Raw genomic sequence first — 15,505 nt, 5'->3', positions numbered from 1 at the left:
TAATCTATGCCTGTTTTTTAATTAATATTAAGTTAATACTAATATAGATACTTTTGTATGGTATTAATCATCGGGATAGGAACAATGGAAGTGAATACTGTTCAGCAGGATATTACAAGTTGGCTTAGTGGCGATGATGTTGCATACCGTCGTATTTTTGATTACTTCTATCCTAAACTTTTTCAGACTTGTTACCAATCTACTAAGGCCCGTGAGGACAGTGAAGAAATGGTTATGAATGTTTTTCTAAACATCTGGCAGCGTCGCGGTGAGCTTTTAAGGGTGGATGATTTTGAAAAATACCTATTTCGTTCTGCTAAAAATCAGATTAGCGACTTCCATCGAAAAAATATTCTCCAAACGCTGGATATAGAAACCCTAGCAGTTGAGCATTTGGGCAGTACTGATCATCCTGAACTGAATTTCAAAGATCTTGAACAGATTTATCGCCAAGCCCTAGATAAATTATCTACAAGCAAGAGGGAAATATTTCTCTTGAGCCGTGAGCAAGGGTTGACCCAGAAGCAGATCGCCGAAAAAAAGAACATTTCTACAAGCACGGTGAACAATCAGATTACAGCAGCATTGAAAATTATCCGTGACGATTTGGGTGAATATTCGGAAGTGCTGCCATTCATTTTGATGGTAGCCAGTTCGACAGTTCTCTAATCATTGGCACGAACAATCTATTTCCCTAAAAAACGAACATACTTAGCAACTACAGCAGCACTGTACTTCCTGTAAATTTCCTCATCAGTTCAGTATCTATTTCTATTGTGTTAATTAATTATTAATACAATATAGTTTATGTGTTAAGTTTTATTTTCTCATAGTTATAACCTAGTAAATCTTACGTCTATACTTATAGAAGGGCGTGGTAACAGCAGATCGGGAAACAATAAGATGAAAAAGTATATAACATATGGAACGACCGGGTGAAGAATCATTGATCAGGTATTTTTTAGGAAAGTGTGATCCCGAAGAGCAAAAAATTGTCAGAGCTTATCTTGCCTTGAAAATCGATGCGGATTATGTAGAGTGCTGTCTGCGTGAAGCATTCTATTTGCAAGAAGATGGCGGTGATTCTACCGAGGATGAACAAGCCCGTGAGCGGGTCTGGGACTCACTCGTTGCCAGACAGCAGGAAATTCCGATCATCCAGCTTAGGCCGCGTATCCGATGGTATGCATATGCTGCAGCCGTTGCTTTAGCCATACTAAGCGTAGGTGTCACTTTTTTGTTAAAAAGCCGGAGAGATTTTGCACAAGAACAATTAGCATGGCAACACATACAAGGGGAAGCTGGGCATACTACAACAGTAATGCTTGCCGATAGTAGTACGGTAACATTATTCCCCGGATCCACGATTGATATTCCATCAAATTTTAACCGTGCCGACCGACGGATTAAACTCAATGGCAGAGCGTTTTTCAACGTTGCCCACAATAAGGAAAAACCGTTCTATGTTAGTTCAGATGGTCTAACCACAAAAGTATTAGGGACTTCTTTTGAAGTTAATACTATGGACAGCGAGAATATTATTACACTGCATACCGGACAAATAAGTGTGCTTAGATCTGATAGAGAAATCGCCAGATTAATCCCAAACCAGCAGATAAAATACCAACAGACGACAGCAAAGTATAGTATTTCTTCCATAGATGCTGCTAGTACGCTTAACTGGTTGCACGGCGAGCTGGAATATGACCGTGTCCCGCTTCGTATGATCATCAGAGATATGGAAAAATGGTACAACGTGAAAATTCGAGTTGTACAACCTTTGCTATTGAACCAGAAAGTGATTTTCAGTTTCAAAGACCAATCATTAAACCGCGTGTTGAACCTACTTTCAAAATCGGCGAACTTTAGCTATGAGGTAAATGGCAAGAATATTCTTTTAAAAGAAAGGAACATGGAAACGAACTAATTACATAAGGATACCATCCTGGTTCAAACCAGGTGCTTTGATTATCAATTGATAGCGTCAGTCAATAAAAATAAACCAAGGGGGAAACCCAGATCTATTATTAATGCAAGTATGAAACAAAATTTAACATATTTAGTGTGTTTTCTTATTATAATTTTAACTTCTCTGAATGTTGATGGGCAAGTTCAGGATAAAAAGATAAACCTACCAGATGCGCCATTAACCGGCCATAAAATCGTAACAGCGATAAAAACACAGAGTGGATTACGGTTTAATTATGCCGAAGCCTTAGATCCGAAACTGGCTAACATTATAAAAACAGAAAAACATGAGGTGACAGTAAAAATGGCGCTTGAACTCATTAAAGCGGCCTGTGGTTTAAATTATGAGCTAGACAATGAATATGTTACCCTAAGTCAATCCGTACCGAAAAACCCAAACGTTCTGGCCGGTCAGGAGAAAAGAAACGGCACCCTTAAGGGGCGCATCGTGGAGTTTGAGACTTCACAACCCCTGCTCGGCGCTTCCGTTCGTATTGTTGAACTCAATGTAGGAATTTCATCTGATAATAACGGTTATTATAGATTGACGAATATTCCAGATGGAAAATATACTTTACAGGTATCATTTGTTGCATATGCCACAGAAAGAGTTTCGGTAACGATATCTTCTGGAAAAGATGTCACTTATGATGTGAAGCTTCAGGGGAGTAATACTTTAAGTGAGGTCGTGATCAATGGTGTAGGCAAAACGCATAGGCCAGTGAGCCATACATCTGAAAAACAAATACTAGAACAGGTAAAACAGTCCTCATTGGTTGTTTCAGCCATATCTTCGGAACAGATAGCAAAATCTGCTGACCGGAATGCAGCAGAGGTTATCAGAAAAATATCTGGGATCACCGTTGCTGATGATAAGTTTGTGATCGTACGTGGTTTAAACCCACGTTATAATCTGACTTATCTGAATGATAACGTAGCGCCAAGTACTGAAATTTATAGTCGTGCCTTTGCCCTCGACTTGATACCGAGCCGTATCATCGACCGCATCATGGTCTATAAATCCGCAGGACCTGAGATATTGGGCGATGCTACAGGCGGCGTTGTCAAAATTTACACCAAAGATGCTAAAAACGTTAAACACTTCGATATAGAGTTTCAATTGGGTGTGAGACCAGGCACGACATTCAATAGTAATTTTCTAACCTACAATGGCGGTAAACTGGATTTCTTAGGTATTGATGACGGAACTCGCAAGTTACCTTCCTCGGTCCCAGCTTATGATCAATTAGCATTGGCACAACTCAGCCCGTCGCAATATGCCAGCACTTTCAATTCTACGTTGGCCTATCGAAGAATGACGGCATTGCCAAACATGCAATTAACTGCAAACTATTACAATGCATTTAAAGTGGGAGGGAAGACGGTATCTGCACTGACTTCATTAAGCTATAAGAATGAGTCATTAAAAACAGATGTTTACCGTCAACAGGGATTAGAATATCCGGAAAGCAACGGTTCAGCTATTGACAGGATTAGCAATGAAGGTCGGAACACACAGACAGTTCAATTGAACCTACTTCAAAACTTTGTGATGAAGCTCCGAGATAGCAGTAGTATTTCATTTAAAAATTTTCTTCTGCAACAGGGCCAGGATTTAACAATCGTTAGGATGAGCCGTCCTACAGTCAACTATAACATTTTTCCCAATGTTGTGGCCAACAAGGATAATATCCTATCATTTGGTCAGCGATTTCTTTATGCGGGAAACCTCGGTGGAACACATTATTATGATGCGGGCAAGCACCTGCTCCAATGGAACGCAGGCTATACGTATAGCCTGCAAAGTACACCCGATCAGCGGGTGATTCGCCTGACGGCACCAACTGGTCTTGTTGCCATTGGTGACACCTCTTTGCAATGGCGGGCCAGGGGGCAGAACCTTGCAGCAGCTGATACTTATGATCCGATCCCGTCGCGGCTAGGTATCATTTCAAGGTTATGGATGCGCAACAGTGAAGGAAACTATAATGGCTCGGTTGACTATACCTATAAATGGAAACCTTGGCTTTCTCTCCGTGTTGGTACTTTTCAGCAATGGAAACAACGAAAATTATTCCGTCGGATATATACAGTGCATGAGGGAGACAATACTGATCCCGATAATATGTATTATCAGCCAGGAACAGGTCATTACATAGACCCTCAGCTGGTACGTTTTCGTGAGCAGGATTTATCTCGCGTTTGGACTGAAGAATACCTGCGGGACGATTATTCTGGCCTTCGCGTCTACGATCGGACATCTGGAAGTGACAGCTATCTTGGTACGGAACAAAACAGTAGCGGTTATTTTGCGTTGCATCTGACACCGCTTAGCAGAAAATTTGAGGTTTATGGTGGGGTACGCTATGAATATAATCGTCAGCAAATCGGTGCTGCTATACCTAAAGCAATTCCTACTGATATTAACACGCCCGTTTATATTGATAATCCCATGAAAACCTGGCTACCCTCGGTCAACGCGTCCTGGCGGCCTAACGAAAGTTTGGTTGTCAGGGCTGCATACGGAAAAACTGTAAACCGTACTGAATTTCGAGAGGTAGCGCCGTACGAGGAACTGGATTTTGAGAACAACACGATCGTTAGAGGTAATGAGACGTTAAAATCGGCCACAGTTAATAACTATGATTTTAGAATAGAGCTTTATCCGGGTAAAAATGCCAAAGGTGAAATGATCAGCGCCGGTATTTTTTATAAAGAACTTAAGAATCCGATTGAACGGATCAATACTTCCAGTCGGGTAGAGGCTATATTTCCTTCTATTTCGTACCAAAATGCAGCTTCTGCAACGATTAAAGGATTGGAGATTGAGGTTAATAAGAAGCTTGACTTTATCTCTGGCAAGTTCTTTCGAGATCTGGCAATCATAGGCAACCTGACATGGATTAAAAGTAGGACGGAGAACGACACTACGATCCTGTCATCACTTGCGCTTACGCCGGATGACGGTCGTCCCTTACAGGGACAATCTCCTTATATTATCAATGCTGGGTTATATTATGACAATGCTGCATTAGGTACAAAAGTCGCTGTCATTTACAGCACATCAGGAGAGAATATCTATGCTGCCGGACGGGGGTATAAGAAGAATGATTTTTCCGGTTTCGAATACAGAGGAAGCTTGATCGAGTTACCACGTCATGTATTGGATTTCTCACTAACACAACGTCTCGTGCAGAGACTACAGGCAAAGCTAAGTATACAGAATGTGTTGAATCAATCCGTGCGTACAGCTGAGGATTACAATTTTACAAATAAATATGAACAGGAGAAAAAGGATGGAGATAAATGGACGGGTGATAACATTTCATCCAACTACAATCCAGGCAGGCACTTTGTCCTTAGCCTTTCTTATTCGTTATAATGAGCAGGATAATTATGAAAAAATATATGAATCAGTTCACATGTGCAATTATTGCCATTTTATTGGCCCTATCGTTTTCCGCCTGTAAAAAAGCAGAACAATATTACAAAAAGTTGGATGCACAACCTGAAGTAAGGAATGAATATCAGACTGTTTATGGTGTAGGTGATACACTGATACTTGATGGGCGTTTAAATGCCGAAAATCAGTTAGAGATTAAGATAGGTGGTGTAAAAGCCGAGATAGCTTCCCTAACTAAGATTCAAAAAGTGATTGACCGGGCGAAGATCATTATCACCCCAGAAATGGGCATTGGTCCGGATCGCCCCATTACAATTAGCTCCGGTGGCAATGTTATTCAAATCAGATCAATAGAGATCATCGAAAGTTCTGCAATGGGCCAACTTCCAGGTCCTGTGAAATGGCAAAGGGTGACAAGTTTGTCAAGAGGGACAATGCCGCTTTTTTGCCTTAATGGGAAAGGTACTGTGTTTTTTTGGACAGTTGCGAATTCTATAATACGCATTGCCAAGGACGGAACATCAACACAAATGTTCGATGGTAACACACTTACAGATAATTTTGGAAGTTTTACCATTAACGCATTTAATGCTGGTGGTGTAGACCCTTTAGAGCAATATGCCTACTTTTCTGCCATCACGACAGATAGCAACGCCGATAATGTAACCAACGACATTTACCGTCTTTGCCGTATAGACCTACGAAAGGGCCAGTTGACCACTCTTAACCGTTCAGTATTGCCGAAAACAAATCCCACACATGCTTCCATGCAACCATATGAGGGTTTGATTGGCAATGTTAAAATTTTTCAGGTAACAGGTATCTATCCAGATCGTAAAGGAAACGTATATGTACAATTATCTCAAGAACAAAATGCCATGGCCAAGCTGGCGGCTGATGGCCGGTTTAAGTATCTGCTTAATTATAACAATAACTCGCAGTCAAATAATCCCTTACCAGGAGTCAAGACCAGACAAGCATTAGAATTTTCCTATGCCATTTATCCAGACGAAGGCTTGTTATACGCCCGTTTGCAAGGGGGGACAGTGAGTGTCTCATTGTTTGACCTGAATGCCCAGGCCGAGATCTATACCAATAATTTTACCTATTGGAACCCCGTAAGCAGCATTTACCAACCCTATATATCCGGCACTTTTGCTGTATTGACCCTCCCGTCGCAATCAGCTAACCTAGCGCTACCAGGCAAACGGCTGTTAAATTTCTATAATGAACGGGCAGATCGTGGTGTACCTGCGACCATGGGTTTATTAAACTTCAATTTGAAACGCGGAGAACGTTATGCACCCGGTGGAGTTGCTGCAGGAATTTATACCCTAAGCCCTGGTGCTGATCAATGGCTGAATTATGATGAGGAGGGTATGATTTATGGTACCGCAAATTCAAAATCTGTAATCGTTAAAACAACATACCAATGAAAATAGCAATGAGAATAACAACCTATTGGATGTATTTAATGGGGCTTAACCTAATTTTTTCCTGTCAAAAACAGGATGATTATGCGCCTAATGATGGGAAGGTCGCCTACGTCAATTTTTACAATGCTGCAGATGGTTTAATTCAGAACGGTGCGATATCCGGTCGACACAGAGTTTACTTCAAAGATACCGCTGCTACCGGTCCCACTCCTGAGTTTTCAACAACGGATGATGCAAGGCAATATCCGCGTTCGGTAACGGGATCCGATTTGGCAGTTGATTATTTGGGTGTACCAAATGATGTCACCTATAATGTCGTGTATTGGTTGCCGCTGAAAACAGGAAGTTACCATTTCGGCTATACATCGGTTTCCAATGATAATGTCCTAAAAAGGACGATTGCCAACAACAGTATCGACCTTAAATCCGATAGCTTCACAACACAGTATTTAGTGGAAAGCCTTCATTCCGATACATCCTATCAGATTCTCAATGTTCCGGTCGAACGCAAAGGAGTATCCGGAAAGGTGCGCATACAGGTGCTCAATCTTTCTCCTGATTTGGGAGCATTGGAGATATTCCGAGAGGACAGCAATGGTACCAAAATAGATGAAGGATTACCTGCTGCACTTGCTTCTGGTACATATAGTGATTATACAGCGATAGATACCGCTGGAGCACAGAAAAACTTAGGGCAATTATTGATTAAGATCAGGAAAACAGGTAGTGCGAGTCCATTGTTCACTGCATCTGTCCCCGCTGTTTCTAAAAGTTCATTTATCATCGTCGTGCAAGGATTTGCTTTGCAAACTACCCGTCGAATCAACAGCATCCAAGGGAGTACAATTGGTTTTGTGAAGGTATCCGTTGCACCAAACCTGCGTATTAACCTAAGAAGAACCTATTAATTAAAAAAGTGAAATTTTAACAATCAATTTTAAATAGAAATCAGATGAAATCAAAATTTGTTAGTAGTATTGTTCTAAGTATGTTCCTGATCCTGGGACTTTCAGCTTGTAAGAAAGAAAATAAAGGAAATCCTGAGCCGCAGCCGATCGAAGTAAAAACAATTACTGTTACGGAATTACGGACATTAAGTACCGCCACATCGATTAAAATCCCCGATGGGCGTAAGATTAAAGGTATTGTGGTATCGGATGTTTCAGCGAAGAATATCGATAATAAAACGGTTGTTTTACAAGAAGGAACAGGTAAGCCAGGCGTTATTGTAACCTTCGATGCCACGCAGACTTTTGCATTAGGTGATGAGATCGAATTGACCATCAGCAACCAAACCCTTGCTCAGGTTAATGGGGAAGTGATATTGCAAAACATACCTTCAGCCAATGCGAAGAAAATAGCTGCTGGTTCCATTACGCCCAAGGCCACCACAATTGCCGATATCAAAACAAATAAGGTTGATTGGGATGGTACATTGGTGTCCGTCAATGCGACTGAGCTAAGCTCAACGGATGGCAAATATAAAGGGACATTACGTGTAAAAGATGCCTCAGGAGACTTGACTTCAATAGTGATTACAGGTGCTGTATTTGAAAACAACACGTTACCTGTCAGTGTAAGCAAACTGACAGGTATTGTAAGAATAAATGGAAATGATGTGCGTATTGATGTTCGCAATGTAAATGATGTGATTACAGGCGATGTGACAAGAATAGAAAATGTCTTGATACCGGATCAAATTCGTTATGTGGGAGGTAACGCTTACAGTACACGCGGAACTATTCCAATAGCAGCAGATGCAAATTTTACAGAGGCTACTAAATTTTATTCATATCTGCTTAGAACCAACACAACGGCGGCTTTTTCAAAAGCCGATCAAGCAGGTATTCTTACATTTACAGATGCAGTGAAATCTGAAGCAAAAACGATCACAATAACTTTTGCGGGCAGTGCCTTAAAAGGAGCGGTTGATGGGGGATATTTCGGCGATTATGTTCCTAATTTCACATTAGAGGATTTTAATCCCGCAAATCACACACTCAAAATTGGTGTCGGCATGGGAACATCTGACGATGCCATGTATGGTCAACCCTTGATTGGTGAATCACCGACCTATAGTGAGGTGGGTAAATTTTATTCATTGACAATTAAATTTCCTACCAAGGCAGACTTGATTTCAAAAGGGGTACCAGCAGCAATGGTGGATGAGTTTTTGGCAAATCCACAAATTGCCATTTATAATCTTTCTTCTAAGCGGTCAACGGTTAGCTCTAGTGAATATAGTTTTGCGCCCTTGCTTGTCAGTAAGGTCGAAGTGGGGTATTAAGTAATTGTGCAGAACATCCATCAATTGAAATCTGGTGGATGTTCTGCATCAGTTATAAAAGCTTCTTGGTAAAGAACCCAAGTGTGTACAGTAGGCAACAGCATGGATTATGAGTGAGGTTTTTATTATGCGTGTTTTTATAATTATACTAATTATATCTGGTATTAAATCTCGGATCCAAGCCCAAACGAAAGCCATGTATCCAAAAGTGACCGCCTATTTCAGTATCACACATCCAATAGGTAACTGGAATAAGGAGGGTATGAAGTATAATTTTGAGAACAATTATACGATCATTTTTCCGGTTGGTCTCAATCTAATGAAGAGCGAACGGTTCGGGTTTAGTTTTGAATTGTCTCCTGCGATTCGCTCAGACAGTGATGGTACCAAAGTAACCTCTGTGCTTTTTCATCCCGGAGTACTGTTTCGTTTCGATAGAGGATTTGGTATGGTCGGAAGACTGGCTTTTGAAAGCAATGGACGTTTTGGTTTTACGCCAGTTTTGAATAAAGTAATTATAAAAAAGACTACACACAACTATTGGTTAGCTGCTCCCTTTCCAGTTAGGTTTGGCAATAACCAGCCCGCATCTGTAGGAGTAGGTATGCAGTTTGGTATAGGTTTTTAATATAATAAGTGATCACAATACTTCAGTTATCTGTAGGTTGTATTTTACAACAGAAGCATAAAGAACCTATTCAGTTTATTCCGCAGTGTTTTTATCGCTTTGCCCAAGTGAGCTTCCACTGTTTTTTGGGAGATATTCAGTTCCGACGCTATCTCTTTCTGAGACATATGTCGATCGCGACTCATCCGAAAAACAAGCTGACATTTTTCGGGAAGATCGGTAATAGTCTTTTCGAGTATGTCTTTGAGGTCTAGAAATTCGAGCCATTGTTGGGTAGAATCATCCAATATGGAGGCGGTCATGCTTTCCACATATTTTTGCTGGTTGTAGTGTTTGTCCAATACTTTGATAATTCTATACTTTACAGATATGGCAAGGTAGGCATTTATGCTTGTGGTTATTTCGAGTTTCTCTCTTCTATCCCATAGGGAAACAAATATATTTTGCACCACCTCCTCGGCTTCCTCGGGATCATTGAGTCTTAAACTTGCAATATGAAATAGCCGTTTCCAATATCGTTTATAGATTTCAGTAAAAGCATTATGATCCCCTTCAATCATCAAGGTGGTCAGCTCATCATCGGCATATGTTTTTAAGTCTATCATTAGTCTATAGTATACCCGCTATTCCAAGTAAGTCAGCAATATGCAAATCTGTATATTATTTTGAAAATAATGGCAAAAAAAGTCATGCCATGTGAATAATTAGCTTTCGGTTGGCCGCGCTATTTTAATTGAGTAATTCAGGGGGATCTCTAAATAGTCAAAAAATATGTTTTTTTCCGCATGGACTAAGGGATTTGTATTTCACAGGAGACATATTCATAAAGCCCCAATTATGGAACCGGACGACAATGTACAAAAGTATCAATACTTAGCTTCAAAATGGTTGGATAAGACCATTACAGATGAAGAAATAGAGGCATTCAATTTATGGTATACGAGCGACCTGCAAAAAGAGGTTGAGTTATCCGAATCTTTTGCGGCGTCCGAAGAACAGCTGGAAGCAAGGTTACTGAGCAGGATCAACCAGAAGATTAATAGACCGAAAGAGATCGTACTATGGCCACGTATAGCAATAGCGATGTCTTTCTTGATACTCTTGAGTATAGCCTTTTATTTTTATCAATATCGTACGACAATGCAAGATCAATATGTTGCCAAGTCAATGGATAAGCGCATTTTGCCCGGTCAAAGCGGGGCAACACTGACCTTGGCTGACGGAAGGCAGATTTCCCTGTCAGCTAATAAGACAGGAGAATTGGCAAATGAAAATGGGGTTCGTATAACTAAAACTGCCGATGGTCAACTTCGGTATGAAATTGAACGTGATCACAGCCAAGGCAAGGGTGTGAATATTTTGAGTACCTCAACCGGTGAAACCTATATGATCAGCTTACCTGATAAATCAAAAGTATGGTTAAATGCAGCATCTTCCATCGAATTTGCAACAGGATTTAACGACCCTAAAGTCCGCTTGGTCAAGTTAAAGGGTGAAGCCTATTTTGAGGTGTCAAAAGATAGAAAGAGACCGTTTATTGTGTCTTCAGCTAAACAGCAAGTTGTTGTATTGGGCACACATTTTAATATCAGTACCTATCCGGATCACGCCTATACAGAAACGACTTTGGCCGAAGGCTCTGTTAAGGTTACCGATTTGGAGACAAAAGCATTTAGGGTTCTTAAACCTTCAGAACAGTCGCGCATCAGCAAAGGCAATATTGAAGTTAAAACCGTTGATGTAGCCGAAATGTTGGCCTGGAAAAGTGGAGAGTTCGCCTTGGGATCGGAAAACTTCGAAACGACATTACGTGATATCGAGCGCTGGTATAATGTCCAGTTTGACTATGAGGGAATATCAGTGAAAGATATCACATTAGACGGATGGATTTCACGTAGTAGTGAACTAGCAGATGTACTGCACAAAATAGAAAAGGGAACAAACATCCGGTTTGAAATCAAAGGAAGGAGGATTATGATAAGAAGGTAAAGAAATGAAAATAAGAAAGCCAAAAGGATATAGATCCTTTTGACTATGAAAAGTAAATATCAATTATCAAATTCAAAACACGACAGCTTGGAACCTAATCGTGTTTTGCTAACCAATATTTAACTCAAATGTATAAAAATTTTTGTTTTAAATTGATCATTATGCGCCTAACCACCGTCATATTATTTATGTCCATGATGCAAGTGTATGCCATCACAACCTTTGGACAGCGGGTGACTCTGAATGAAAAGAATAGCTCTTTAAAGAGTGTTCTTCGAAAGGTCCGGACTCAAACAGGGTATGATTTCATCTTCGACCGTAAATTGATGGATGGGGTTGGGCCTGTGAAGATTAATGTAACGAACGTAACATTAGATGAGGCGTTAAAGCGACTCTTCAATACTCAGGAGCTTACTTATCAAATAGATGGGAGATTGATTGTGGTCACCGCATCGCCATCAAAAACACTTCAAACCGATCCTATAAGCCTGCAGGAAATCGATATTCGGGGTCGTGTATTGGATCAGTATGGCCATCCACTTCAGGGTGCGACCATTTCTGTAGCGACCATCACTTCCACCGAAAATGAGGAGACCGGGGATTTTTCAATGACTGCCAAAGGAAAGAAGGCGGCAACGATGACCAATGCCAATGGTGAGTTTTCATTACAAAAGGTTCCTCGTCAGGCATATATTGCAATAAGCTATATCGGCTATCAGGACTATAATGCGAAGGCGGCCACTGATATGGGAACCATCAAACTAAAACTAGCGGGAATTTTAGATGAGGTTTTAGTCAATACAGGGTATCAATCGCTGGCCAAAGAGCGAAGTGCCGGATCTTTTGCCAAACCAGATATGAAGGTTGTTGCAGACCGTACCGGATCCATGAATCTGATCCAGCGATTAGACGGTTTGGTACCGGGCCTTGTGATCAACAATGCACCCAATACAATATATGGCAAAAGCGCTCCTTTTCTTATCCGCGGGCTGACTACGATTGAGGCCAATACAAACCCCTTGATCGTGGTGGACGGGATAGCCATGGATGTGAACGACATTACCGCCATAAATCCACAGGACGTAGCAGATATCACCGTTCTTAAAGATGCCACTGCTGCTGCAATTTGGGGAGCGAGGGCGGCAAATGGTGTGATCGTGGTAACCACCAAAAAAGGTAAAAGTGGAGCAACCCGGATTACCTACGATGGTTTTGTTAATTTTCAGGGCCGTCCACAATACGATTACTTTCCTGTACTCAGCAGTGCCCAATTCATTCAGGCCTCGCGGGAGACTTTTGATCCTGTACAACAGCCATATTCCTCGGTGACGAACTATAATCCCAATACGGGAGTGTCTACTGGATTAACTCCAGATAGACAGATACTTTACGATATTCATCGTGGTGTATTGACAGAGGCACAGGGAAAGACCAAGTTAGACAGCCTTTCACGACTCGATAATGTTGGACAGATAGGTGATCTATTCTATCGGCCGGCGATGGTCATGAATCATACCTTATCTATTGCTGGTGGGGGTGATAAACATACTTTTTATAATTCCTTGGCCTATACCAACAACCGCTCCGCTACACCCGGGAGCAAGGATGAAACGTTCAAGATCAATACGCGTCAGGACTTTGCGTTCAACCGTTTCCTGAAGGCCTATTTGATTGCAGATCTTAACTATCAGTCGATATCTTCCATAAATTATAAAGCGATCAATAACCAGTTTTTGCCTTATCAATTATTTCGAGATGCTTCAGGGAAATCAATGGATATCAATTATATGGGCTATCTTTCCGAACAACAGCGGCCATCCATTGAAGGATTAAGCCGGATTGGACTGGCCTATAATCCGCTTGAAGACATGGAGACGGGCCAAGGGAAAAATAAGAATTTTACGGGGCGTTTTAACTCCGGGCTGACAATAGATATTCTCAGAGGACTTCGTTTTGAAGGGGTGTACGGCTATATCCGTGGCAACTACCGGACACAACAATATTTGGATCATTCCAATTATCAACAACGTATCAATGTAGTCAATTTTGCCAAAATAGGCGCAGATGGAAATATTGTTTATCATCTTCCAACGAATGGAGGGGAATATAGTATCAATAATGCCACCATGGAAAATTGGTCCGTTCGAAACCAGTTGAACTACAACATGAGCTGGAATGACAATCAGCACCAATTGACGGCCTTGATTGGACAGGAAGCTCAGGAACAGGTCACGACCGTCAACACAAGCCAGGTCTATGGCTATGATCAGGTATTGCAGACTTACACGATGCTGGACTACAAAACATTGAGTTCAACAGGTGTGATCAACCCTATTTTGCCTCGATCAGGCGCAAGTTCAAAATTGCCAGTCAACAGTTATTTCGGAGAATTGGAGTCTGTTCCTCGCAGTAGATTTACCTCTTATTATGCAAATGCCGGGTATACCCTTGCTCGCAAATATACCCTCAATGCCAGTTGGAGAAATGATCAGAGCAATTTATTTGGTATCAATAAATCCGCACAACGACGACCTGTTTGGAGTGTGGGGCTAAAGTGGATGCTGACACAGGAATCCTGGATGGAAAAAGTGAAACCAACGGTAAATCTGCTCGCTTTGCGTGCCACCTACGGTATTACAGGTAATTCACCAGCACCTGGTTTTGCCTCATCCAAAGATGTCCTGGCAGCAGCGGCAGATCCCAATGCACCTGGGGGGACTTCACTAAGTATAAGCACCTTGGCTAATCCAAATCTGACTTGGGAGCGTACAAAAAATTATAACCTAGGGCTTGATTTTGGATTGATGAATAACAGGATCAATGGATCTTTGGAGTTTTATCGTAAAGAGACATCCGACCTGCTGGGGCGTCTCGGCATCAATCCATTGACCGGAACGACATTTATCAATGGGAATGTGGGGAGCTTACGTAATACAGGTGTAGAGCTACTCTTGAATACGATCAATATTGAGCGAAAAGATTTCCTATGGAGCACGATGCTAACGATGGCTTATAATAAAAACAAAGTAACTGATTTTGGTTATCTGGCAGCACCGATCAATACGGGCAATGCATTGATTAATTCGGATTACGTGAAAGATTATCCAGCTTTTAGCGTATTCGCCTATAGATATGCTGGTCTGGATAAAGTGGGGGATCCCCAGGTTTACCGGGCGGATGGTACGATCACGAAGGTCAGACAAGATACGAATCCTGAAGATATCAGCTACATGGGCGTGTACCAGCCTGTTTGGAGTGGCGGGCTCAGCAACTCATTCCGCTATAAAAACTTTGGATTAACTGTCAATATGGTTTACAACCTCGGCCATGTCATGTTCAGGGATGTGAATAAGACTTATACCGCAAATAATAATGGAAGCTTTATCGACAACCAAGATTTTCAATCCGGTAACCTGCATGCGGATTTTGCCAATAGATGGCAGGTCGCGGGAGATGAATTGAAGACAGATATCCCATCTTTTCTCAGTGATGCAGGAGCCAATGAAGCCCGCGACCTACAATATTATATTCGGGCCGACCGAAATGTTCTGAGTGCTTCTTATGTCAAAATTAGGGATATGGCTTTTTCCTATCAAGTACCCGGTGATATGATCAAGCGACTTCGATTGGAGGGATTAAGCTTCAGGGTTCAGCTTTCCAATATCATGTTGTGGAAAAATAATAAGGATGGAATAGACCCCGAATTTCAAATGGCTCGTTACGGGACGAGAATCATGCCTTTTAATCAAAATACCGTTACCGTTGGAGCCCATTTAACCTTTTAAGATTTAAAA

The 15,505-nt window shown here is 41.4% G+C and carries 10 protein-coding genes; 9 read left to right on the top strand and 1 reads right to left on the bottom strand.

Features of this window, described 5'->3' with window-relative positions; genetic code table 11:
- The first annotated feature begins 57 nt into the window (after positions 1–57).
- The 7 genes from M2408_RS14845 to M2408_RS14815 all read left to right on the top strand — a co-directional run bounded on the left by M2408_RS14845 (position 58) and on the right by M2408_RS14815 (position 9,722).
- Positions 58–669: a sigma-70 family RNA polymerase sigma factor gene (locus M2408_RS14845; RefSeq protein WP_259183104.1), complete on the top strand. Its 612-nt coding sequence runs from the start codon at positions 58–60 to the stop codon at positions 667–669.
- Between the two features lie 253 nt (positions 670–922).
- Positions 923–1,927 (top strand): FecR family protein, encoded by a 1,005-nt coding sequence (locus M2408_RS14840; protein ID WP_259183103.1) that lies wholly within the window; start codon positions 923–925, stop codon positions 1,925–1,927.
- A 111-nt stretch (positions 1,928–2,038) separates the two neighbouring features.
- On the top strand, positions 2,039–5,350 hold the full coding sequence (locus M2408_RS14835; protein ID WP_259183102.1) for a TonB-dependent receptor: 3,312 nt from the start codon (positions 2,039–2,041) through the stop codon (positions 5,348–5,350).
- Positions 5,351–5,376: 26 nt separating this feature from the next.
- Positions 5,377–6,807, top strand: a complete 1,431-nt coding sequence (locus tag M2408_RS14830; RefSeq protein WP_259183101.1) for a hypothetical protein — start codon at positions 5,377–5,379, stop codon at positions 6,805–6,807.
- Positions 6,804–7,715, top strand: coding sequence for a DUF4397 domain-containing protein (locus M2408_RS14825; protein WP_259183100.1), 912 nt, complete (start codon positions 6,804–6,806; stop codon positions 7,713–7,715). The genes M2408_RS14830 and M2408_RS14825 overlap by 4 nt, the downstream gene beginning before the upstream one ends.
- A 44-nt stretch (positions 7,716–7,759) precedes the next feature.
- Positions 7,760–9,094 (top strand): DUF5689 domain-containing protein, encoded by a 1,335-nt coding sequence (locus M2408_RS14820; RefSeq protein WP_259183099.1) that lies wholly within the window; start codon positions 7,760–7,762, stop codon positions 9,092–9,094.
- 109 nt (positions 9,095–9,203) lie between these two features.
- Complete coding sequence (locus M2408_RS14815) at positions 9,204–9,722, top strand: hypothetical protein (protein WP_259183098.1); 519 nt, start codon at positions 9,204–9,206, stop codon at positions 9,720–9,722.
- Positions 9,723–9,766: 44 nt separating this feature from the next.
- On the opposite strand, the gene M2408_RS14810 is transcribed toward M2408_RS14815, so the two are convergent.
- Entirely contained in the window at positions 9,767–10,327 is a 561-nt protein-coding gene (locus M2408_RS14810) for an RNA polymerase sigma-70 factor (protein WP_259183097.1), read from the bottom strand.
- A 232-nt stretch (positions 10,328–10,559) separates the two neighbouring features.
- Here M2408_RS14810 and M2408_RS14805 point away from each other — a divergent pair, with 232 nt between their 5' ends.
- A complete protein-coding gene (locus tag M2408_RS14805) occupies positions 10,560–11,711 on the top strand; it encodes a FecR family protein (RefSeq protein WP_259183096.1) in 1,152 nt (383 codons plus the stop codon).
- A 161-nt stretch (positions 11,712–11,872) separates the two neighbouring features.
- On the top strand, positions 11,873–15,496 hold the full coding sequence (locus tag M2408_RS14800; RefSeq protein ID WP_259183095.1) for a SusC/RagA family TonB-linked outer membrane protein: 3,624 nt from the start codon (positions 11,873–11,875) through the stop codon (positions 15,494–15,496).
- Positions 15,497–15,505: the final 9 nt, after the last annotated feature.

This window comes from Sphingobacterium sp. BIGb0165 (genome assembly GCF_024810095.1).
Classification (GTDB): Bacteria; Bacteroidota; Bacteroidia; order Sphingobacteriales; family Sphingobacteriaceae; genus Sphingobacterium; species Sphingobacterium detergens.
This window is presented reverse-complemented; position numbering and strand designations above follow the sequence as displayed.

Excerpts from the sequence above, each read along its gene's own strand:
- M2408_RS14815 (WP_259183098.1), top strand. The coding sequence starts at position 9,204 with ATGAGTGAGGTTTTTATTATGCGTGTTTTTATAATTATACTAATTATA.
- M2408_RS14810 (WP_259183097.1), bottom strand. The coding sequence starts at position 10,327 with ATGATAGACTTAAAAACATATGCCGATGATGAGCTGACCACCTTGATG.
- M2408_RS14830 (WP_259183101.1), top strand. The coding sequence starts at position 5,377 with ATGAATCAGTTCACATGTGCAATTATTGCCATTTTATTGGCCCTATCG.
- M2408_RS14825 (WP_259183100.1), top strand. The coding sequence starts at position 6,804 with ATGAAAATAGCAATGAGAATAACAACCTATTGGATGTATTTAATGGGG.
- M2408_RS14835 (WP_259183102.1), top strand. The coding sequence starts at position 2,039 with ATGAAACAAAATTTAACATATTTAGTGTGTTTTCTTATTATAATTTTA.
- M2408_RS14820 (WP_259183099.1), top strand. The coding sequence starts at position 7,760 with ATGAAATCAAAATTTGTTAGTAGTATTGTTCTAAGTATGTTCCTGATC.
- M2408_RS14840 (WP_259183103.1), top strand. The coding sequence starts at position 923 with ATGGAACGACCGGGTGAAGAATCATTGATCAGGTATTTTTTAGGAAAG.
- M2408_RS14805 (WP_259183096.1), top strand. The coding sequence starts at position 10,560 with ATGGAACCGGACGACAATGTACAAAAGTATCAATACTTAGCTTCAAAA.
- M2408_RS14845 (WP_259183104.1), top strand. The coding sequence starts at position 58 with ATGGTATTAATCATCGGGATAGGAACAATGGAAGTGAATACTGTTCAG.
- M2408_RS14800 (WP_259183095.1), top strand. The coding sequence starts at position 11,873 with ATGCGCCTAACCACCGTCATATTATTTATGTCCATGATGCAAGTGTAT.